We start from the raw sequence: 21,908 nt of genomic DNA, 5'->3' as shown, positions 1-21,908 counted from the left end.
AAAAAATATCCGATATTTGCAGTCAAATTCATTTAATCAACTATAACTATTTTGAGAGGAAGAAAACCGTTTAGACCGAGACAAGAAGAACCTTATAAAGTAAACTCAAAGATCCGAGCCCGTGAAGTGAGGGTAGTTGGAGATTTTGTGGAAGGAGGCAATGCCGTTCTTTCTACAGAGGCCGCTATCAAAATCGCACAAGAACAGGATCTTGATCTCGTAGAAATTTCTCCTAACGCGAATCCACCTGTTTGTAAGGTGATTGATTATGCGAAGTTCAAATATGAACAGAAGAAGAAGCAGAAGGAAATCAAAGCCAATGCAGCTAAAACTGTTCTAAAAGAAATCAGGTTTGGCCCTAACACGGATGATCATGATTTTGCATTTAAATTAAAGCATGCCATCAACTTTCTTAAGGATGGGGCAAAGGTGAAAGCTTACGTACATTTCGTTGGTAGATCCATTGTCTTTAAGGAAAGAGGAGAGATGTTATTATTGAAATTCGCACAGGCGTTGGAAGAATACGGTCATGTGGAGCAGCTTCCCAAAATGGAAGGTAAAAGAATGAATATGTTCGTTGCTCCCAAAACCAGTAAGAAATAATTTCAACAAATAATACAGTGTTATGCCTAAAGTAAAAACTAAATCAAGTGCAAAAAAGAGATTCAAATTAACTGGATCTGGAAAAATCAGAAGGAAACATGCTTACAAAAGCCACATCCTGACCAAGAAAGAAACCAAAAGAAAGAGAAATCTTACTAAAATGGGAGAGGTTCATGAGTCAGATGTGAACAGAGTAAAAGACATGTTGAGAATCTAATTTTCTACAAAACAATTTAAGGTTATTTATTCACCAGATGCTTGGTCAGTAAAGTTCCTAAGGAGAATGCCTGAAGACACCAAGAGTCAAAAAATCATTTAATTATGCCAAGATCAGTAAACGCGGTAGCGTCAAGAGCAAGAAGAAAAAAAGTATTAAAAGCTACTAGAGGTTACTTCGGAAGAGGTAGCAACGTATGGACAGTAGCCAAAAACAAATACGAAAAAGGTTTACAATACGCTTACAGAGATAGAAAAGCTAAGAAGAGAGAATTCAGAAAGCTTTGGATCCAGCGTATCAATGCCGGTGCTAGAGAGCATGGTATTTCTTATTCACAATTCATGGGTCTGCTCAAGAAAGCAGAAGTTGAGCTAAACAGAAAAGTTTTGGCTGACCTTGCTATGAATCATCCAGAGGCATTCAAAGCTGTTGTTGAAAAAGTAAAGTAAGGAGCACTAACTTACTCTATATTAAAAGCCCCTCATTTGAGGGGCTTTTTGTTTGATAATATTTTTTGTTTAGAGCATGTCAATTTCTCAATTTTCACTATATTACAATTAGAGCTGTACAAAATATTTAGCCTTAACTAGCTTATTGAATGTTTTTGTTAAAAGAAAGGTACAGGACCACTATTCAGTTACTTCCACTAGTGTAATTCCAAGATGATATGAAGTGTGGGCTCAGGTATATATGTTTGATGAGCGACTAATTATTATGAATAATGTGTGTTAAATCTTTATAATACTAAATAAGTTATCAGAATGACATTTACCAATCTGGTCGGAGGTCATTCCAGAATAGGTTTTACCAGAAGATTTAAAGAACAAAACATAAACAGTAAAAATGTCTTCCATGATCGAAAAAAAGTACAAACAAAAAAAGGCTCCCAAATTGGAGGCCTGAAAGTAGTCCCGATAGTTATCGGGATGAGTTGAACCACTGTCCGCCGCTGCGGATATGAATCCTTGAGCGAAAGGAGTGGTTATTTATGGTATGGTAAGATGTTAGCTTTGATCCATTCTCTTCCCTTGCCAATTTCGAGCTCTTTTTCTCTTTGAAGTGCTTTAGATTTGGAGTTGAAAATTTCAGTATGGATAACTATCCATGGTCTGTACTTTACAGTAAAGCCTTTTTTGGCAAAAGTGTTGTGTGAATGGAACCTATTGATTAGGTCGGAGGTCATTCCAGTATAGGTTTTACCAGAAGATTTAGAGAACAAAACATAAACAGTATAAGTGTCTTCCATGATTGAAAAAAGTAAAAACAAAAAAAGGCTCCCAAATTGGAAGCCTGAAAGTAGCGAGGACGGGAGTTGAACCCGTGACCTCAGGGTTATGAATCCTGCGCTCTAACCAACTGAGCTACCTCGCCAAATAATTGACTCTTAATGAGTCTCCAAGTCATCAGGATAAACGTCGGCTTTGGTTAACTGCCAACTCCTTGCTGAATGGGAATGCAAATATGTAGGGTTATAAGGTTAAATGCAAGCCTTAGCAGGGAAAAATGTTAACTTTTTATGGAATAAAATTTTAAAGTTATGGTAAAGAATAAGTTTGTTGCTGACTATCAGGTGAATACTTCCAAAAAGATTATTTTCCCCTATTTAAGTACTGCTAGTGGACTTTCTGAATGGTTTGCAGATGATGTAACCATAGATTCTGATAAGAATTTCAATTTTGTTTACGATGGGGTAGACCATTATGCTAGAGTGACTGCTATTCGCTCTAATCATGGAGTGAAATTTGAGTTTTTTGATCCCTCATTACCCGATGAAGAGGATCACTCTTATGTGGAGTTTAGATTGGAGGAAAATGAATTGACTCAAACATTGTTCTTAAAAGTTATCGACTACAGTGATTCTTATGATGATGAAGAACAGGAAGAAATTTGGGACGGTTTGGTCACTACTTTGAAGGAAATAATTGGAGGCTAAGGCGTATTAATAAAACTATCGTTATAATTTTTCATTTAATATGATGAACTTAGCGGTATCATATTACGTGAATAGTTGGTGCGTGTACGCCTCATGAAAAAATTAGACAAATTGATTCTAGGGTCCTTCATTGGACCATTTTTATTGACATTTATCGTGGTAGATTTTATTCTGCTGACGGTAAATATGCTCAAATACTTTGACGAGATCTTTGGTAAAGGATTGGGATTTGGAGTTTATATGGAACTCATAGGTTATTTTGTAATCTCCATTTCCCCCATGGCTTTGCCTTTGGCCGTTTTGCTTTCTGCTTTGATGACTTTTGGGAATTTAGGAGAGCATTTTGAATTGACGGCTATCAAGAGTTCTGGAATATCCTTGTTGCGGGCTCTTTTGCCCATTGGTATATTTGTATTATTGCTTTCCATAGCGGCTTTCTTTTCCAACAATTACCTGGTGCCAAAAGTCAACCTAAAGACCTTCAGCTTACTTTATGATATCCGAATGAAATCACCAGCTTTGGATATTAAAGAGGGAATATTTTATAATGGTATACCAAATTATAGCATCAAGGTAAACCAAAAACTGGATGATATCAGGCTAAAAGACGTCATCATTTATGACCACTCTGGGGGAAAAGGTAATTTGGGAGTTATTTTGGCAGATTCTGGAAGGATGGAACCGTTCTTTAATGACCGCTTTATGAAGTTAACCCTTTACAGTGGTTATAGTTATAATGAAGAGGATGCCAAGCGGGGGATTAGAGGAAAGCCTGTTCCATTTACAAGGACAAAATTCGATAAAAATGAGATTGTATTCAGCCTTGATGCATTCGAGATGGACCGGACTCCAGAGAACCTATGGTCTTCCAATAGGTCTATCAAGAATATAAGTGAGATTCAAGCCGATGTGGACTCCATGTACAATCAACTGGTGAATTATCAGTATTATAATTATGCACAGTTAAAGTCAGCCTATTCCTTTTTCACAAAACAAAGAGAAATAGAAATTCCCCAGGATCTTCAGGCAAAAAAAGCTATGGTGGACTCTCTTAAAAACCTTGAATGGGAAAAAAAGAGGAGGGAAGAGGAAGCTTTGCATAGGGGCGATTCCTTGGAAAGAAGAAACATAAACGATGACCAAGAAGTTAGAGACCTAGAAGAAAGTAGTGCTTCTGGAAAGAGAAGTCCACTAATTGAAAGAGAAATTGTAATCGATGAAGAAAGTGCTGAGGAATCAGAACAGGAGCTGGAAATAGTAGAAGATGAGAGGGAGCAAATAACCCAATCACCAAAACAGGTTGATACAGCAGCTGTCAACAAAGCCAAAAAGTTGGTAGCTGAAAAGCGGCAAAAAGAGGAAGATGTTAAAACAGCTTACCTTAAATTCTCGGATATTCAAATTGCTAAAATTGACTCTATTCTTGAAAATGGGAATTATAGATCAAGAGCTGCTACCATTGGTTTGCAAAGTGCGAGGACTTTGAAAAACAATTTTAGCAGTAATATGGGAAATGTGGAAAATTTAGCTCGTGAGAAAAGGCGTTTCGAAATCAGTTGGTACCAGAAGTATACCCAAGCATTTGCCTGTATTGTGATGTTTATGATAGGAGCTCCTTTGGGTGCTATCATTAAAAAAGGTGGGTTGGGAATGCCTGTGTTGTTTTCAATCATCTTCTTCATTATTTTTTACATGTTGACCATTACAGGTGAAAAATGGGCCAAGGAGGGAATGGCTGATCCGTTATTTGGTACTTGGTTTTCTAATTTGGCTTTGATTCCTATTGGTTTGGTCTTTTTAAGACAAGCTAGGAGAGATGCCAGGGTTTTTGAAGCAGATGTATATGCTGCTGCTTTTCAAAAGATAAAACAACGGCTGAATATAAAAAAAGGTAAAAAATGATATGGGGATTTTACTATTAGAAATAATAGTCATACCTTTGTAGCTGCTTTAAATAAACATAATAATTAATTTTAACTAAGCATGTATTTAACTTCAGAGAAAAAGTCAGAGTTGTTCAAGAATCATGGTAGGTTAAAATCTGATAAAGACACAGGATCTCCTGAATCTCAGATTGCGCTTTTCACATTCAGAATCAAGCACCTAACCGATCACTTGAAAACCAACAAAAAAGATCACTCTTCAAGATTAGGTCTTTTGAAATTAGTAGGTAAGCGCAGAGCTCTTTTGAACTATCTTTACAAAAACGACATTGAAAGATATAGAGCAGTATTAGCAGACTTAGGACTACGTAAATAATTTGTTTGTAAGGTTCCCCGTAGCGGGAACCTTACTTTTTTTCTTTCCCCCATATATTTAAACCTTACTTTTAAAACTAGTCAGAAGATTTATTCTTAAAGAAATCGTATGTTACCAAATGTAATTTCAAAAACTATCACCCTCGAGGATGGTAGAGAAATCATCATTGAAACCGGTGCATTGGCCAAGCAAGCAGATGGTGCTGTTGTGGTTAAAATGGGCAATGCTATGCTCCTGGCAACCGTTGTTTCAAAAAAAGAGGCAGGAGAGGGGGTAGACTTCCTTCCGATGTCAGTAGATTATCAGGAAAAATTTGCCGCATCAGGTAAAATTCCAGGGGGCTTCTTAAAAAGAGAAGGAAGGCTATCAGATTATGAAATTTTGATCAGCCGAATTGTAGATAGGGCTATCCGTCCTATTTTTCCAGAAGACTATCATGCAGATACCCAGATCATGATCACCCTAATGTCTTCTGATGATGAAGTATTGCCTGATTGCTTGGCGGGATTGGCAGCTTCTGCGGCATTGGCCGTTTCAGATATTCCATTCAATGGACCTATTTCAGAAGTAAGAGTAGCCAAGATTGATGGTGAGTTGGTCATAAATCCAACCCCAACTAAGCTTGAAGAGGCTACTTTGGAATTTATCGTGGCTGGATCGTTGGATTTCATCTTGATGGTAGAAGGTGAAGCTAATGAAATCTCAGAAGATGAAATGGTGGAAGCCATTCAATTTGCCCACGAGGAAATTAAAAAACATTGTCAGGCCCAAATCGAACTTACCAAATTGGTAGGGAAAGAAGAGAAAAGAGAATACTCTCACGAAAAAGAAGATTTGGCCCTTTATGAAAAAATGAAGGCTGCGCTTTATGACAAATGTTATGAAGTAGTGAGTAAGCAAATCGCTAACAAATCTGAAAGAAGCGATTTGATCAGCGCTATTAAAGATGAGTTTGTAGAAAGCCTAGGAGAGGAGCATGAGTATGAAGCTGATTTGATCGGTCCATATTTCAAGAAAATCCATAAGGAAGCAGCTAGGAACCTAACCCTAAACGAAAAGAAACGTTTGGATGGGCGTAAGCTCAATGAGGTAAGGCCTATTTGGTCTGTGGTAGATTACCTTCCTTCAGCTCATGGTTCTGCCGTATTTACTAGAGGTGAAACCCAATCGGTAACAACTTGTACCTTAGGTACCAAACTGGATGAGCAAATGATTGATGGAGCAGTGATCTCCGGATATAATAAGTTCTTCCTACATTATAACTTCCCTGGGTTTTCAACAGGAGAAGTTAGACCAAACAGAGGACCAGGACGTAGAGAAGTCGGTCATGGCAATTTGGCCATGAGAGCTTTGAAAAAAGTCCTTCCTGGTGAAGATCAAAACCCTTACACAATCCGTGTCGTTTCAGATATATTGGAGTCAAATGGTTCTTCATCTATGGCAACAGTATGCGCGGGTTCTTTGGCAATGATGGATGCTGGTATTCAAATCAAAGCACCTGTAACAGGTATCGCAATGGGTATGATCTCTGATGCTGAAACTGGTAATTATTCTATCTTATCAGATATTCTAGGTGACGAAGATCACCTGGGAGACATGGACTTCAAAGTTACAGGAACTGCTCAAGGTATCACTGCTTGTCAGATGGACCTTAAAGTAGAAGGTTTGGATTATAATGTGTTGAAAGAAGCGCTTTATCAAGCCAAAGAAGGTAGACTTCATATCTTGGATGAGATTTCCAAGACTTTGGCTTCACCTAAAGCAGAACTTAAACCTCATACTCCAAGGTCTTATAATATGACCATTCCTAAGGAGTTGATCGGTGCGGTAATTGGACCAGGTGGTAAAGTAATCCAAGAGATTCAAAAAGATACCGGAGCGACTATCGTTATTGAAGAAGTAGATAACCAAGGTAAAATCAATATCTTCTCCAACAACCAAGAGTCCATGGATTCAGCGATCCAGCGTATCAAAAATATTGTTGCACAACCTGAAATAGGAGAGACTTATACGGGTATTGTGAAAAACATTATGCCATTTGGTGCGTTTATTGAGTTCATGCCAGGCAAAGATGGCCTATTGCACATCTCTGAAATCAAGTGGGAAAGACTTGAAAACATGGATGGTGTATTGGAGCCAGGCGAAGAAATTGTGGTTAAATTAATTGATGTTGATAAAAAGACTGGAAAATTCAAGCTTTCAAGAAAGGTTCTTTTGCCGAAGCCTGAAAAGTCTGGAAAAAAAGATTAAATTATCTAGTCAATTAGTATATTGAACTTATTTAAGATTTAAATCTGTTATAAGTAAGTCCTAACTAAAATAAAGATATTCCTGAATGAGGCAGCTTAAAATTAGCAAACAGATCACTAACCGGGAGAGTCAGTCTCTCGATAAGTATTTACAAGAAATTGGTAAAGTAGATCTTCTTACTGCAGATGAAGAAGTGGTACTTGCCAAAAGAATCCGGGAAGGTGATCAGCTAGCTCTTGAAAAATTGACCAAAGCAAACCTAAGGTTCGTGGTTTCTGTTGCAAAACAGTACCAAAACCAAGGCCTTTCTTTGGGTGATCTTATCAATGAGGGAAACTTGGGACTTATCAAAGCCGCACAGCGATTTGATGAGACCAGGGGCTTTAAATTTATTTCTTACGCTGTTTGGTGGATCAGACAATCTATTCTGCAGGCTTTGGCTGAGCAGTCCAGGATTGTAAGACTTCCGCTTAACCGTGTAGGATCCTTGAACAAAATCAGCAAGACTTTCAGTGAACTTGAGCAACGTTTTGAGAGAGAACCGTCTCCAGAGGAACTTGCTGAAGTATTGGAGGTAACCGCTGGTGAAGTGGTTGATACCATGAAGATTTCTGGCCGTCATGTGTCCATGGATGCTCCTTTCGTACAAGGAGAGGAAAACAGCCTTTTGGATGTGTTGGAAAATGATGGTGAAGAAAAACCTGATGATGGTTTGATGAATGACTCTTTGAGAAAAGAGGTTCAGAGAGCTTTATCAACTCTTACCCAGAGAGAAGCTGATGTGATTACCTTATATTTTGGTTTGAATGGTGAACATGCCATGACGCTTGAAGAAATTGGTGAGAAATTTAATTTGACCAGAGAGCGTGTAAGACAGATCAAAGAAAAAGCAATCAGAAGATTGAGACATACTTCCAGAAGTAAGACATTGAAACCTTATTTAGGGTAGATATAAAAGTCAATAAATAGTAAAAGGGGCTCATGCCCCTTTTTTTGTACATGTATGTCTTTAGGTATCAGTTTTAAGCCGTCAATTGTAAGGTCAATAAAAAAATTAAATCTATTATTTAGGGAATTTTAACAAGGTGTTATTTTGTTAAAAACATTAAAATTTTAAAATTTGCCAACCAAAAAAATCTTGGTCAATGAATAAAGAAGCAGAAAAGGTTAAAGTATTAATCATCGGTTCGGGCCCAGCAGGGTATACTGCGGCAATCTATGCCTCTAGAGCAGGCCTTAATCCATTACTTTATACTGGCGGACAGCCAGGTGGACAACTTACCATCACCAATGATGTGGAAAACTACCCGGGCTATCCTGATGGTGTCATGGGACCACAAATGATGGAGGATTTCAAAAAGCAAGCGGAGAGATTTGGTACTGATGTAAGGTACGGAATGGTAACTGCTGTTGACTTCAGTTCAAGACCTCATAAAGTCACTGTAGACGACCAAAATGAAATCTTAGCTGAAACTGTTATTATTTCTACTGGAGCTTCAGCTAAATGGCTTGGGCTTGAAAGTGAAAATAAATTGAACGGAAAAGGAGTTTCTGCTTGTGCCGTTTGTGATGGTTTCTTCTTTAGAAATCAGTATGTAGCCATTGTTGGTGCCGGTGATACCGCGTGTGAAGAAGCATCCTATTTGGCCAATATTTGTGAAAAAGTATATATGTTGGTGCGTAGAGATGAGATGAGAGCATCTCAAATTATGCAACAGCGGGTAAAAAATAACCCAAAGATTGAGATCCTTTGGAATACAGAAACTGAAGAGATTCTTGGAGAAGAAGAAGTAAGTGGAGTAAGAATCAAAAATACACAGTCAGGAGAAACTCAAGAACTAGCGGTAACAGGCTTTTTCGTGGCCATAGGTCACCAACCTAACACCCAGATCTTTGATGGGATGTTGGATATGAATGAATCTGGGTACATTATCACCAAGCCAGGAAGCACTAAAACCAATATTGAAGGAGTTTTTGCTTGTGGTGACGCACAAGATCATGTTTACAGGCAAGCTGTAACAGCTGCAGGTACCGGATGTATGTCAGCTCTCGATGCGGAGCGTTTTCTCGCTGAACAAGAGTTGTCATAATAAAACCCAATGAGCATCAAATCATTCATCAGCTTTATTGTCATTACTTTCCTGTGTGTAAGCTTTTCAGAAGCTTATGCACAGGTATTTCCCAAAATAGTAAAGAAGGACAAAACCCAGCCAGTCAAAGTGCCGGATGTCCGAAAAATAGAGACTTTTGATGTTCAGGAATATTTACAAAATCTACAGCGTGGAACAGATTCCTTATTGTTCAAAGACCGCGTAGATTTAAGAAGAAGATTAACTGCTGTAAGTGAAGACACCCTTTCGCTTGTATGGCTCCCCACACACCAGTTGGTTCAAGTAACTGATAAAATCCAAATTGATAGCGTTTGGGTTACTGCCTTTGAATACTATTCCTCATGGGACAGCCAGCGTATCGACAGTTATGATTTTAATCCCAAAGACTTTAAGGATACCGTTTATGTCAAACTGTATGATCCATTTTATGGCACCAACTGGAGCAATCCATTGGATCAGACCAAAATAAACTCAGAATTTGGTTTTAGAAGATATCGTTGGCATCATGGGACAGATCTTGACCTAAATAGAGGAGATCCAGTGTATAGTGCTTTTGATGGAATTGTGAGAATGAGATCATATGACCGCTATGGCTACGGCTATTATTTGGTGGTAAGACATAAAAATGGCCTTGAGACTTTATATGGACATTTGTCGAAATTCAATTCGGTGGTAGGGCAAGAAGTAAAAGCTGGGGAAGTAATTGGTTATGGAGGAAGCACTGGAAGGAGTACTGGTCCTCATTTGCATTTTGAAGTGCGCTATCAAGGACTGTCAATTAACCCAACAGAATTGTTCGATTTTTCTGTAGGAAGACTGAGGAGCAGTGTTTATGCGGTTACGGCAAATAGTTTTGACCATGTTATCAAGATGCAACAGGCAGTGTATCATCGGGTAAGAAGTGGTGAGAATTTAAGTGTAATTGCCCGAAAATATGGAACTACAGTGAGAAATATCACCAGAAAGAACAACATCTCTTCTAGTTCTGTCTTAAGAGTGGGGCAAAGATTAAGAATCAGATAAACTTTTAGGTGTATTTTAATGTTTCAATTTGGTTTGAAAAATTAAAGTAAACGATACTTCAAGAATGAAATTAGATATTCTGGCTATTGCAGCCCATCCAGATGATGCTGAGCTATCTTGTTCTGGAACTCTTGCAGCTCACGCAGACAAAGGGTATAAAGTAGGAGTAGTTGATCTTACCCAAGGAGAAATGGGTACTAGAGGAACGCCTAAATTACGTTTGGAAGAGGCAACAGCATCTTCAAAAATCCTTAAACTTTCAGCAAGGGAAAATTTAGGTTTTAGAGACGTCTTTTTTAAAGACGATGAAGAACATCGTCTGGAAATAGTAAAAATTATCAGAAAATACCGGCCGGAAATCATCTTAGCCAATGCGGTAACCGATAGGCATCCAGATCATGGCAAGGGAGCTTCTTTGGTTACCAATGCCTGTTTTGTAAGTGGTTTGATTAAAGTGGAGACTGAGCTTGACGGAGTAAAGCAGGAGGCATGGAGACCAAAATTTGTTTACCATTATATCCAAAACAATTATATAGAACCAGATTTTGTGTTCGACATCAGTGAATATTGGGATGTGAAGCTTGAAAGCATCAAAGCCTTTAAATCCCAGTTTTATGATCCTTCCAATCAAGAGCCTGAAAGTTTTATCAGTAGTAAGGAGTTTTTTGATTTTACTGAGGCAAGGGCCAAAGAGTTTGGCCACAGGATAAATGTAAAATATGGTGAAGGTTTTACGGTGGAACGAATGGTTGGTGTGGATGACTTATTCCAGTTAAAATAGAAAAGGAAGGTTCAAAACCTTCCTTTTCTATTTTAAGGAGCTAACCTGTTAGTAGTCCAGGTATTTTCATCTTTTAGTTGATACTGGATTCTGTCGTGTAGTCTTGAAGTTCTTCCTTGCCAAAATTCCACCAAATCAGGAACAAGTCGAAAGCCACCCCAATGAGCAGGTCTTTGGATTTCTTCAAGCTTAAATTTCTCAATCATTTCTGCTTCTTTTTTTTCCAAAAAAGCTCTATCTGGAATGATCTGGCTTTGCGGAGATGCCCATGCTCCAATTTGACTTCCCATTGGCCGGGACAGGAAATATTGATCTGAAAGAGAAGGGGCTACTTTTTCGATTTTTCCTTCTATTCTTACCTGTCGCTGTAATTCAGGCCAGAAAAAGGTAATTGCAGCAAAAGGAAAATGATTCAGTTCCTGACCTTTTTTACTATCGTAATTAGTGTAAAAAACAAAGCCATGGTCAATACCTTTTAAGAGAACGATTCTAGAACTAGGCCTGTGATTTTTGCTTACTGTAGCCAAGTTCATGGCGTTTGGTTCGTTGACATTTGTCTTGATAGCATCATCTAACCAAGATTCAAACTGCTTAATAGGCGATTTGTCCAGCATTTTTACATCTAGAGACTTAAGGGAATATTCTGTTCGAAGCGCTGCAATATCCATAATCAAATAAGATTTTTATAGCCATAAAAGTACCATTGTTAATTGCATTTATGAAATTTTGACCTATATTAAAGAATAAAAATCAAACAGAATTTGATGGATAAAAACAATAAAATCACTCCCAAATCCGGTCATTTATTGATTTCAGAGCCATTTCTACAAGATGAAAATTTTGTTAGGTCCGTTGTACTCCTTTGTGAAAGCAATGAAAAGGGAGCGTTTGGTCTTGTTTTAAACAAACTTTCCATTCTGAAGATTAGAGATCTGTTGGATGAACTTGATTTTTTGGATATAGAGGTTTTTGTTGGGGGACCGGTGGAACAAAACACGCTTCACTTTATATATAAAGGTAGTCCTATGATAGAAGGAAGCATTGAATTGGCGAAGGATTTGTATTGGGGAGGGGATTTCGATGAGCTGGTCATGAAATATAAAACAGGTCAAATTGATCTGAACAACTTTCGTTTTTTTATTGGCTATTCCGGTTGGTCTGAAGGACAGTTGGAAAGTGAATTGACGGAAAATACCTGGATAGTGTGCGAAAGAGTGGATTCTCAGGCCATATTTGAAGCGTCTCCTGATGATCTTTGGAGGGTGGCTTTGAGGAATATGGGAGGTGATTTTCAGGTTTTGGCAAATTATCCCATTGACCCAAGATTAAATTAAATTATTTATTACTTTTGTTTAAAGCATATTTGGTAAGAAGTACTCATAAGATTTATGGAGAACGATAAGGAAATATCAGAAGAAAACAAGGTGACTCAAGAGCAGGTAGATAACACTGTGGAGAGTAATCAGCATGAACCGGAAAAGGACATGGCAAATGAAGAAGAGGATCACCATGAAGAAGATCATCACGACGATGACCATCATGTTGATTATGGGAATTTCAGCAAAAAGCAGCTGATAGCTGCATTAAAGGAGCTGATTGAGAAGGGAAACTATGTCAAGGCCGATCACATTGCAAATGACATTAAATCTCACTTTGAAGAGGATCATTTTAACAAGGAAAAGGAAGCTGCACTAAAAAGCTTCGTCAAGGATGGTGGAGAAGAAGATGACTTCTATTACAAGCAAAGTGAGGATGATAAAATATTTTTTGCGCTCTATGGTGACTTTAAAAACCGCAGAAGCGAGCAAATCAAAGACCTTGAAAAAGCAAAAGAAAAGAATCTCTATGCCAAAAACCAAATTCTCGAGAGGTTAAGAGAACTGGTAGATGGTGAAGAGACCACACATAGTATTAGTACGATTAAGGACATTCAAACTGAGTGGAAAGAAATTGGTCCTGTGCCAGGAGCTCAGAATAAAAGCCTTTGGGCTTCCTATAATGCGTTAATGGATCGCTTCTATGACAATAGAAGCATCTATTTTGAATTAAAGGAACTTGATCGCAAAAAGAACCTAGAAGGGAAGATTGAGTTGATTGAAAAAGCAGAGGCGCTAGATCAAGAAGAAGATCTAAGAAATGCTATCAAGGCTTTAAATGAGTTGCATGAAGAGTTCAAGCATATAGGTCCAGTACCAAGGGATGAACAAGAAGGTATTTGGCAAAGGTTTAAAACTGCTTCTGACGCAGTTTATGCCAAAAGGAAAGCTTATTACGAGAGCCAAAAAGAGGTTTTCAAAGAAAACCAAACCAAGAAAGAAGCACTTATTGCCAAGCTTGGAGAGTTTAAGGATTTCAAAGCTAACCGTATCAAAGAATGGAATGTAAAGACCAAGGAAATTCTTGAAATCCAAAAAGAGTGGGAAGCAATTGGTCCTGTTCCAAGAGAGTGTGGCCGTGAGATCAATAGATCATTTTGGGGATTCTTTAAGCAGTTCTTCCATAATAAAAACCTTTTCTTCAAAGAGCTTGACGAAATCCGTAGGGTGAACAAGGAAAAGGCCGAAGAGCTGATTAAACAAGCAGAGTCACTAAAAGAGAGCACAGATTGGCAAAACACTTCCAATGCCTTAATCAAGCTACAACAAGACTGGAAAAAGCTGGGTCCAACACCGGAGAAGGTAAGGGATGATTTGTACAGAAGGTTTAAAGCGGCTTGTGATACTTTCTTTGACAATAGGAGACAGGCCAATAAGGATATCAACAAAGAGTTTGAAAAGAACCTTGAATCTAAAGAAGAAGTGTGTGCCAAAATCAAGGCACTTCCAGGTTCGGAGGATTTGACTGTAGAACATCTTGAGAAATTGATAGGTGATTTTAATGCTATTGGTTTCGTCCCGAGGAAAAATATAAAAGAGATTGCTGCAAAGTTCAATGAAGCGGTGGAAGCTTGTGTTGATGTGATGGATACAGATGGTGAGAACCGTGAAGAATTCCTTTTCCGTCTTAATTTGAACAAGATTCAAAGCGACCCAAATAGTGATAGGGTCTTCAATAAGAAAGAACATGGTATCCGTAAGCAAATTGCTGACTTGGAGAACAACATTACCTTGTGGAAAAACAACCTTGAATTTTTTGCTTCATCTAAGACTGCTGATAAGTTAAAAGATCAATTTGATCAGAAAATAGAAAAAGCGGAGGAGGAAATAGAAAAGCTCAAGAAAAAGTTATCGATATTAAGGGAATTTTAAGTTTCTAATACCTAGGGAGATATCAATATCTCCCTATTTTTTTTATCAAATCGTTTGGGATGATATAAGTATCCATATATATTTGCACTCGCAATAAGGGAAAAGCCCATAGCATTTAAACTTATTATGACAAGTAGATTTATTTAATGTTATAGTAAATCACTTAAAAAGCCTCTTATTCCGATAGCCATCGGAATGATAGAGCAAAATGCCTCCTTAGCTCAGCTGGTAGAGCAACTGACTTGTAATCAGTAGGTCGTTGGTTCGATCCCGACAGGAGGCTCAAGTTTAAGTTTTATTTTAATAATTTGAAGTACTGAAAGTTTCGCTTTGAGTATTTTGAAAAACTTTAAATTTCAGAAATGTTTTGAAATTGAAAAGTTAAAAGCCTCCTTATTCCGATAGGCATCGGAATGATAGAGCAAAATGCCTCCTTAGCTCAGCTGGTAGAGCAACTGACTTGTAATCAGTAGGTCGTTGGTTCGATCCCGACAGGAGGCTCACTAAGGGTAACTAATGCAGTTACCCTTTTTTGATTATGTCAAATTTTTGCGTTTACATATTGTACTCTCCTTCTATCGATACTTTTTATATTGGCTATACACAGGATTTGATTCATCGCCTTTCCCAACATAATGAACATGTATTTTCAGGTAGCTTTACACATAGGGCTTCTGACTGGGAAGTTTATTATAGTCTCAGTTGTAAGTCAAAAAGACAGGCTCATGAAATAGAACGTCATATTAAGAGGAATAAATCGAGAAAGTATCTTGAGAACCTAAGGCATTTTCCAGCCATAAGTGAAAAGCTATTGTCTAAATATTCCGATTAGGGTCTTCTTACCCCGATAGTCATCGTGATGATAGAGCAACTGACTTGTAATCAATAGGTTGTTGTCCTCGATAGCTATCGGGACGATCCCGACAGGAGGCTCACTAAGGGTAACTAATGCAGTTACCCTTTTTTGATTATGTCAAATTTTTGCGTTTACATATTGTACTCTCCTTCTATCGATACTTTTTATATTGGCTATACACAGGACTTGATTCATCGCCTTTCCCAACATAATGAACATGTATTTTCAGGTAGCTTTACACATAGGGCTTCTGATTGGGAAGTTTATTTTAGTCTCGGTTGTAAGTCAAAAAGACAGGCTCATGAAATAGAACGCTATATTAAGAGGAATAAATCGAGAAAGTATCTTGAGAACCTAAAGCATTTTCCAGCCATAAGTGAAAAACTATTGTCCAAATATGCCGATTAGGGTCTTCTTACCCCGATAGCCATCGTGATGATAGAGCAACAGACTTGTAATCAGTAGGTCGTTGTCCTCGATGGCTATCGGGACGATCCCGACAGGAGGCTCATTAAGGGAAACTAATGCAGTTACCATTTTTTGATTATGCCAAATTTTTATGTTAGGTCGTGACAATGATCCACCTATTTGGATTCTCTTAAAAATAAGTATTATTTGACAAGGCAGGCTTTTTTAGAATACATATATCATTTAACCTATAGCTTTTTCTACAGCGTCTCTGTACGTATTGCCTATAGGAATCTCTATGTTGCCAATATGGATATTTTTATTGCGAATACTATCTATCCTTTTTTTTGGGACGATATATGATCGATGAACTCTTATAAAATCAGAAGGAATCTTTTCAAGAATAGCTTTCATGGTCATTCTGGTGATAATAGGCTTTCCAGTTTCTTGATGGATCTTTAAGTAATCCGCTAATCCTTCAATATAAAGTATGTCCTCAATAGGAATTTTAACTAGGCTATAGTCTGCACGAACATAAAGGTCTTCCTGAACTTGAGGTTGCTGATGTTGGTATTGGAAATAGCCTTTAGCTTTGTTGACAGCTGTCATAAACCTTTCTAGGGGATAAGGCTTAAGAAGGTAGTCAATAGCGCTCAGATTAAAACCTTCAAGCGCATACTGGCTATGGGCTGTAGTGAAGATCACCATGGTTTCCTGGTCAAGCTGTTTGTAAAACTCGATACCTGACATGCTGGGCATATGGATATCCAAAAATATTAAGTCAACTGGATAATTTTGAAGGTACCATTGCGCTTCCTTTAACTGGGTGAAAGTTTTTTCCAATTGGATAAAATCTACTTCATCGCAGTAAGCTTGACAGATTTCCAAACTAAGTGGCTCATCATCTATGGCTATGGCTTTAATCATGAAAGTTCCAAATTAAGGTGTACTCGATAAAGGTATTCATCTTCATTTAAAGTTAGGAGATGCTTTTTAGGATACAATAGGCTTAATCTTTCCTTAGCATTGAGTATACCTCTTCCACTTGTTTCATGTTCATCCAGCAGTACTTTTACTTTGTTGTTTTCTACTATCAGATCCAAAGTTTTATCCATTACATTAATACTGATATTAATTTGTGAATCTTCATCTGGATTTACCCCATGCTTAAAGGCATTTTCGATAAATGGAATGAGTAGTAATGGGGCAATTTTATAACCAATTGGACTCCCTTGCACTGCGTAGTAAAACTTTACTTTTTTGTCCAACCGGATTTTTTGTAACTCGACATAATCGTTCAGATAGGCAAGTTCTTTTTCCAAGGGAACATATTGCCTACCCGTTTCACTTACTACATAGCGCATTAAACCTGATAGTTTTAGGATACTGCTGGCTGTGCCAGAAGACTTATCCCTTACTGCCATGGCATAGATGCTATTCAAGGTATTAAAAAGGAAATGGGGCTTTATTTGATTTCTTAGAGAACCCAATTCAGCATCATGTTTTGCTTTCTCTGTGGTTAACAAGCGATCACTGGTCTTTAGCAGAATAGAAAATAAGATGACAGACACTAAGAGTAAAATATTATGACTTACCATAGTGAGGAAGGTGGTCAGGTTTTGCTCATGAACTTGTCGATGTTCATTTCTCGGTATCAATCTTTCTGGCCTCGGCATATTATTAGATATCATTTCAGGCATTCTTAAAGACATTGGCGCCGAGTTAAATGGGTTGAAACCAGTAAGTAAAGATGGTACAAAAATAATTATGGCAAACGCAGCAGCAATTATTAACCCATACCAAACATATAAGCGATTAAAGTAAAGCTTTGGAATTAAGATATAATAATTGAAATAAAAAAATACCAACATAAGTCCATTAGAGATAAAGTCCCTAATAATTGGGCCTGATAAGAGGTAATTAGGATCTGGAGGGTGAGGACTAATTATGGCTGGTAAAGCCATAAAAGCCAAGCAGGCTAAGATGTGCCAAATCAAATTGTTCTTATTGTTGATCACCAGTGGGTACTTTTAGTTTAATGATAAGTAAAATTTATGATTTATTTATATCAAGAACTAACACAAAAGCATTATTGGAGAGAGATTCCATTTCCAATTGACTGGTGCGGACAAGGGAAAGAGCATCTCTGGTTGATAGTAAGCAGTCGTTGACTTCAAAAGCACCCGATAATACCAATACGAAAAGATCATTTTCTAGAAAAGGGGAATAATAATTAATGTCAGTACGGCCTTTAAATTCTCCCATGGAAATCTTGAGGTACTGGTAAGAGGATAGTTTATGATTATCGCAAACTGTCTCATTGAGGCGATTGGCTACATTATCAAATCTTAATATTCTCGATTCATTCAAGCCCCTTTCTATAAGTTCTATTAAAAGAAAATTGACCGGAGTATTTTTATTAGGGTTAATCAGTCTAAATACCTGTCCTTCGCTCACCTTGAAAAACAGGAGGGTACCTAACTCAATATCTCCGGTCTTTTTTTCTTCAATAATTATATTGCCTGTTAAGGGTACCAAAAGCATGGTAAAAGAATCAGTTGATGAATAAGTGTTTGATTTTCCCGGAAGTAACAGGCTGTCCTGACAGCTTTTCAGATCTGAAAATGGCTGTGACATGCTCTGATCATCAGCTTTAGGGTCAATCACCCAAAATCGCTGTAAGCTGTCACTTTGATCCAAAGTCCTTTCTCTAGCCAATCTTATGCGGTTTTTTTGATTCATTTCCATTTGCGTTTTGGTCTTTAAACTTAAATGTATGAGGAAGTCACATGTGTGCTGCCATCACTGGTCCAAAGCGGGTTTAACCGTTTACCACTATGGAGTGAGTAAGGCTATAGCCTTCACTTATACTTCCAGAGATATTGGACATTTCTGTTTCCACTCCGTCTGAAAACACATTATCATTGGAATTATAAGTATAGCCACTCATACCTTGCGTATAGCCATTTGCTGATGATGCATTAACCTGAACTACTGCGCTGTCAGAACCTTCTGGAAAAGCAATCTGTGTTACCAAAAGAGAATTTCCAGAGGCATTATAAACATGGACGTGAATGTGGGTGGCACGGCCTCGGTACCACCCTGGAAAAATGGAAGTGAAAGCAACTTTCCCATTACTATCTGTGGTTTGTCGGCCTCTTAAAAAATGATCGCCCGTATAATCAGTTGGTTGCATACCTGTACCGCCATATTCGGAATAGTTGCCATCTTTATCACAATGCCAGATATCTACAATGGCAATTTCCAAAGGCTCGCAACTGGTGTTTCTATTTAGTATAGTAATTTCAATGCCCATTTCAATGCCTGTCCTATCTCCACGTATATCTATTCTTTGTAAAGAAGATGGATTTTTGGTGGGGAAGGGGCCTGCTGTTTCTGAGGCAGTAGTGGTGCAAGAACCATCTCCTGTACCATTATTTTCATCTTCGACTTCAGCATTTGAGTTATCAATGCAATAGGTGAGAAAAGGGAATGCTAAGCCCCCCAAACTCAATGATTTTAAGAATGTTCTCTTTTCCATGTGATGTCAAATTTTGGCTAACTTGTTTTGAATTGTTTTCATCATCCAAAGAAAATAAGAAAGATTTCTGTTTAGGGAGAATTGCGATAAACAAGGTGAATAATGCGATAAATGAGCTTGTTGAAAAGTGGGAGTCCAATACTCATTATCATTTATTTAGATACTGAAAAATGTATCTCTGAACCCAAAAATTAAAAAGAAATATTGCTTAGGAGACTAGAAAAAAGAGGAATATACTAAGGGAGCCAGGTCTTGTATATAATTTCTCAATACTCAAAACTTACTATTCTCTACTATATCATGCCTTTTTTACAAATTCTGATTTTAATGCCATGCTCCCAAATCCATCGATCTTACAATCGATATTATGATCACCCTCAACCAGTCTGATGTTTTTTACTTTTGTACCCGCTTTGATAGGGGAAGAAGCGCCTTTTACAGGTAGGTTTTTGATGACTACCACAGCGTTTCCATCTTGCAGCACATTTCCATTGGAATCTTTGACTACCAAGCCAGTTTCCTCTTCTACTACTTCTTCAGGATTCCATTCATGTGCACATTCAGGACAAACCATCAATGCATCCATTGGATAAGTATATTCTGAGCCACATTTAGGGCATGGGATAATTTCAGACATTTTATTCTTATTGATGTAAATGCCAAAGTTAAACATTTACTTAAAAAGTTTAACGGATAGAATTCAATGAAGTATCAGGCAAATGCTATCCTAGCATTAAGGGCTAACCAGATCAATTCATCGCAGAAATTCTAAACTACATCGCAATCTTACAAAAGCAGTATAATAGGCTTTGTAGATTCGTGTTACAATTTAGGACCGGTAAAAGTAAGCAAGGAGATTAACCGGAATTAAAAGATACAATTTAAATCATTATGAAAGATTCTAAAATAATTTATGTCTTTGCCTTGATGCTCTTGTTTGGAGTGGCTGGATGTGCCAGTAATAGCGATTTGGATCCCTTTTCCGATGACCAAGAAGATGAAGAGGCCCCAATAAACGAAACCTATTTCAGTGCTAGCATTGCGGAAGCTATGGAAAGCAATAAATCAGACCATGAGGATTCTGGAGATGAAACTTATGAATTGACTGAATCCACCCTCATTCAACTCAATGGTAATTCGATAGAAGTAGTTGGGTCAGGTGCCAGTGTTGAAAATACAGTTGTAACCATTGACGCTGCAGGAACATATTTGATCCAAGGCACATTATCCGACGGACAACTTTTAGTGGATACAGAAGATGAAGAATCCGTAAAGATCATTCTAAATGGCGTGTCAATTGGAAATTCTACCAATGCACCTTTTGCGGCTATGAGTGCAGAGAAAGTAATTGTTTACCTGCCAGAAGGGACTTTCAATAGTTTTACGGATGCTTCGGAATATATATATGAGGAAGGTGAAGATGAACCTAATGCTGCTTTCTTCAGCAAGGCAGACATGACCATTTATGGCCCTGGATCGATTACTGTCACTGCTAATTATAATGATGGAATTAGCAGTAAAGACGGTTTGATCATCAATGGTGGTCAATTTACAATCAACAGTGCTGATGATGGTATACGGGGTAAAGATTATTTGGTGATCAGAGATGGTAATTTTAAGATGAACACTACTGGGGATGCATTTAAATCAGACAATGATGAAGATACCGATAGAGGATATATCTTGATAGAAGCCGGGATATTTGAAGTGAATACTACGGAGGGTGACGGTTTTGCAGCTGAAACAGATCTGATGATTGCCAACGGAAGCTTTGAGATAACTACAGGAAATGGGAGTAGTCAATATGATGAAGATATCTCTGCAAAAGCACTCAAAGCAGGAGTGAACAACCTCCTAGAAGGAGGGACTTTTAATATCGATTCCGCGGATGATGCTTTACACTCTGACGGAAATATGGCCATTTATTCAGGGGTTTTCCAGATAGCTTCCGGTGATGATGCGGTACATGCGGATGAAGAATTAACCATTAATGGAGGAGAGATTACAGTCAACAAATCTTACGAAGGATTGGAAAGCAACATCATCACCATTAATGATGGCAATATCCATTTGGTGGCAAGTGATGATGGGATCAATGCCGCAGGAGGGAATGATAATTCCGGTACGCGGCCTGGTCAAGGAAATCCTTTTGGTTCATCCGGTGACAGCTATATCTACTTTCAAGGTGGGTATATAGTAGTGGATGCAGGAGGCGATGGCATAGATGCAAATGGATCTATCTCCATGACAGGAGGTACGGTTTTGGTAAATGGCCCTTCTTCTGGTGCCAATGGACCTTTGGATTATGATGGTTCTTTCAAAATATCTGGAGGGTTTTTGATTGCTGCTGGAACTTCCAATATGGCCCAGGCACCCAGTTCATCTTCTGAGCAAAATGCGATTTTGGTTTATTTGAACCAGCAGAGCGCCAATACACTTTTTACCCTCCAGGATGCCTCAGGAAACACTTTAGTAAGTTTTGCCCCTTCGAAGCAGTTTGCTTCTGTAGCCTTTTCTTCTCCTGAATTGTCCAATGGCAGTAATTATAATATTTACATTGGAGGAACAGATACTGGTGAAGTATCAGATGGGCTTTATTCCAATGGATCGTTCAGTGGTGGAAGCTTGGTAAGTTCCTTTTCAGTTTCCAAAACCATCACGACTATAAGATAATTAAT

At 38.0% G+C, this 21,908-nt stretch carries 23 protein-coding genes and 3 tRNA genes; 18 read left to right on the top strand and 8 right to left on the bottom strand.

Translation table 11 applies throughout. The annotated features are described in order from the left end of the window. Nucleotides 1–51: 51 nt before the first annotated feature. The 3 genes from infC (at nt 52) to rplT (ending at nt 1,269) form a co-directional block, all read left to right on the top strand. Nucleotides 52–603: a translation initiation factor IF-3 gene (infC, locus tag JL001_RS17970; RefSeq protein WP_192010206.1), complete on the top strand. Its 552-nt coding sequence runs from the start codon at nt 52–54 to the stop codon at nt 601–603. Nucleotides 604–625: 22 nt separating this feature from the next. After that, nucleotides 626–820: a 50S ribosomal protein L35 gene (gene rpmI, locus JL001_RS17965; protein ID WP_192010205.1), complete on the top strand. Its 195-nt coding sequence runs from the start codon at nt 626–628 to the stop codon at nt 818–820. A gap of 104 nt (nt 821–924) precedes the next feature. Beyond that, a complete protein-coding gene (rplT, locus tag JL001_RS17960) occupies nt 925–1,269 on the top strand; it encodes a 50S ribosomal protein L20 (RefSeq protein ID WP_186757920.1) in 345 nt (114 codons plus the stop codon). A 533-nt stretch (nt 1,270–1,802) separates the two neighbouring features. Here rplT and JL001_RS17955 read toward each other — a convergent pair. Both JL001_RS17955 and JL001_RS17950 read right to left on the bottom strand, forming a co-directional pair. Then, the gene (locus JL001_RS17955; RefSeq protein ID WP_200978696.1) at nt 1,803–2,066 is read right to left on the bottom strand and encodes a GIY-YIG nuclease family protein; all 264 of its coding nucleotides are present in this window, start codon (nt 2,064–2,066) and stop codon (nt 1,803–1,805) included. A 51-nt stretch (nt 2,067–2,117) separates the two neighbouring features. Further along, nucleotides 2,118–2,191 (bottom strand) — tRNA-Met (locus JL001_RS17950). A gap of 166 nt (nt 2,192–2,357) precedes the next feature. Here JL001_RS17950 and JL001_RS17945 point away from each other — a divergent pair. The 8 genes from JL001_RS17945 (at nt 2,358) to bshB1 (ending at nt 11,177) form a co-directional block, all read left to right on the top strand. Then, nucleotides 2,358–2,753 (top strand): START-like domain-containing protein, encoded by a 396-nt coding sequence (locus tag JL001_RS17945; protein ID WP_200978694.1) that lies wholly within the window; start codon nt 2,358–2,360, stop codon nt 2,751–2,753. A 93-nt stretch (nt 2,754–2,846) separates the two neighbouring features. Then, nucleotides 2,847–4,655 carry an LptF/LptG family permease gene (locus tag JL001_RS17940; RefSeq protein ID WP_200978692.1) on the top strand — a complete coding sequence of 603 codons (1,809 nt, stop codon included), beginning with the start codon at nt 2,847–2,849 and terminating at the stop codon, nt 4,653–4,655. Between the two features lie 81 nt (nt 4,656–4,736). Continuing rightward, a complete protein-coding gene (rpsO, locus tag JL001_RS17935) occupies nt 4,737–5,012 on the top strand; it encodes a 30S ribosomal protein S15 (protein ID WP_192010201.1) in 276 nt (91 codons plus the stop codon). Nucleotides 5,013–5,120: 108 nt separating this feature from the next. Beyond that, nucleotides 5,121–7,262, top strand: a complete 2,142-nt coding sequence (gene pnp / locus JL001_RS17930) for a polyribonucleotide nucleotidyltransferase (RefSeq protein WP_200978690.1) — start codon at nt 5,121–5,123, stop codon at nt 7,260–7,262. A gap of 85 nt (nt 7,263–7,347) precedes the next feature. Continuing rightward, the gene (locus tag JL001_RS17925; RefSeq protein WP_015267200.1) at nt 7,348–8,211 is read left to right on the top strand and encodes an RNA polymerase sigma factor RpoD/SigA; all 864 of its coding nucleotides are present in this window, start codon (nt 7,348–7,350) and stop codon (nt 8,209–8,211) included. A 196-nt stretch (nt 8,212–8,407) separates the two neighbouring features. Then, nucleotides 8,408–9,352: a thioredoxin-disulfide reductase gene (gene trxB / locus JL001_RS17920; protein WP_200978688.1), complete on the top strand. Its 945-nt coding sequence runs from the start codon at nt 8,408–8,410 to the stop codon at nt 9,350–9,352. A gap of 9 nt (nt 9,353–9,361) precedes the next feature. Beyond that, on the top strand, nt 9,362–10,396 hold the full coding sequence (locus JL001_RS17915) for a M23 family metallopeptidase (protein WP_200978686.1): 1,035 nt from the start codon (nt 9,362–9,364) through the stop codon (nt 10,394–10,396). Between the two features lie 64 nt (nt 10,397–10,460). After that, nucleotides 10,461–11,177 (top strand): bacillithiol biosynthesis deacetylase BshB1, encoded by a 717-nt coding sequence (gene bshB1, locus JL001_RS17910; protein WP_200978684.1) that lies wholly within the window; start codon nt 10,461–10,463, stop codon nt 11,175–11,177. A 32-nt stretch (nt 11,178–11,209) separates the two neighbouring features. On the opposite strand, the gene pdxH is transcribed toward bshB1, so the two are convergent. Then, on the bottom strand, nt 11,210–11,845 hold the full coding sequence (gene pdxH, locus JL001_RS17905) for a pyridoxamine 5'-phosphate oxidase (RefSeq protein WP_200978678.1): 636 nt from the start codon (nt 11,843–11,845) through the stop codon (nt 11,210–11,212). A gap of 96 nt (nt 11,846–11,941) precedes the next feature. On the opposite strand from pdxH, the gene JL001_RS17900 reads away from it, so the two are divergent. The 6 genes from JL001_RS17900 to JL001_RS17875 all read left to right on the top strand — a co-directional run bounded on the left by JL001_RS17900 (nt 11,942) and on the right by JL001_RS17875 (nt 15,689). After that, a complete protein-coding gene (locus tag JL001_RS17900; protein ID WP_192010195.1) occupies nt 11,942–12,511 on the top strand; it encodes a YqgE/AlgH family protein in 570 nt (189 codons plus the stop codon). Nucleotides 12,512–12,565: 54 nt separating this feature from the next. Then, nucleotides 12,566–14,425: a DUF349 domain-containing protein gene (locus tag JL001_RS17895; RefSeq protein WP_200978676.1), complete on the top strand. Its 1,860-nt coding sequence runs from the start codon at nt 12,566–12,568 to the stop codon at nt 14,423–14,425. Between the two features lie 210 nt (nt 14,426–14,635). Then, nucleotides 14,636–14,708 (top strand) — tRNA-Thr (locus JL001_RS17890). 145 nt (nt 14,709–14,853) lie between these two features. Next, nucleotides 14,854–14,926 (top strand) — tRNA-Thr (locus tag JL001_RS17885). A gap of 37 nt (nt 14,927–14,963) precedes the next feature. Further along, entirely contained in the window at nt 14,964–15,257 is a 294-nt protein-coding gene (locus JL001_RS17880; protein ID WP_200978674.1) for a GIY-YIG nuclease family protein, read from the top strand. Nucleotides 15,258–15,395: 138 nt separating this feature from the next. After that, entirely contained in the window at nt 15,396–15,689 is a 294-nt protein-coding gene (locus JL001_RS17875; RefSeq protein ID WP_200978672.1) for a GIY-YIG nuclease family protein, read from the top strand. 243 nt (nt 15,690–15,932) lie between these two features. Here the strand turns inward: JL001_RS17875 and JL001_RS17870 are convergent, their stop codons facing one another. The 5 genes from JL001_RS17870 to JL001_RS17850 form a co-directional block, all read right to left on the bottom strand. After that, nucleotides 15,933–16,616: a LytTR family DNA-binding domain-containing protein gene (locus JL001_RS17870; RefSeq protein WP_200978670.1), complete on the bottom strand. Its 684-nt coding sequence runs from the start codon at nt 16,614–16,616 to the stop codon at nt 15,933–15,935. Then, nucleotides 16,613–17,401, bottom strand: a complete 789-nt coding sequence (locus JL001_RS17865) for a sensor histidine kinase (protein WP_200978668.1) — start codon at nt 17,399–17,401, stop codon at nt 16,613–16,615. Before JL001_RS17865 ends, JL001_RS17870 begins: the two co-directional genes overlap by 4 nt. A gap of 340 nt (nt 17,402–17,741) precedes the next feature. Continuing rightward, nucleotides 17,742–18,431: a hypothetical protein gene (locus JL001_RS17860; protein WP_200978658.1), complete on the bottom strand. Its 690-nt coding sequence runs from the start codon at nt 18,429–18,431 to the stop codon at nt 17,742–17,744. Nucleotides 18,432–18,510: 79 nt separating this feature from the next. Beyond that, the gene (locus JL001_RS17855) at nt 18,511–19,230 is read right to left on the bottom strand and encodes an intradiol ring-cleavage dioxygenase (RefSeq protein ID WP_200978656.1); all 720 of its coding nucleotides are present in this window, start codon (nt 19,228–19,230) and stop codon (nt 18,511–18,513) included. A 298-nt stretch (nt 19,231–19,528) separates the two neighbouring features. After that, entirely contained in the window at nt 19,529–19,867 is a 339-nt protein-coding gene (locus tag JL001_RS17850) for a zinc ribbon domain-containing protein YjdM (protein ID WP_200978654.1), read from the bottom strand. 254 nt (nt 19,868–20,121) lie between these two features. Between JL001_RS17850 and JL001_RS17845 the strand changes: the two genes are divergently transcribed. Next, nucleotides 20,122–21,903, top strand: coding sequence for a carbohydrate-binding domain-containing protein (locus tag JL001_RS17845; protein WP_200978652.1), 1,782 nt, complete (start codon nt 20,122–20,124; stop codon nt 21,901–21,903). Nucleotides 21,904–21,908: the final 5 nt, after the last annotated feature.

Origin of the sequence: Echinicola sp. 20G, from assembly GCF_015533855.1 — a bacterium.
Taxonomy (GTDB): Bacteria; Bacteroidota; Bacteroidia; order Cytophagales; family Cyclobacteriaceae; genus Echinicola.
This window is presented reverse-complemented; position numbering and strand designations above follow the sequence as displayed.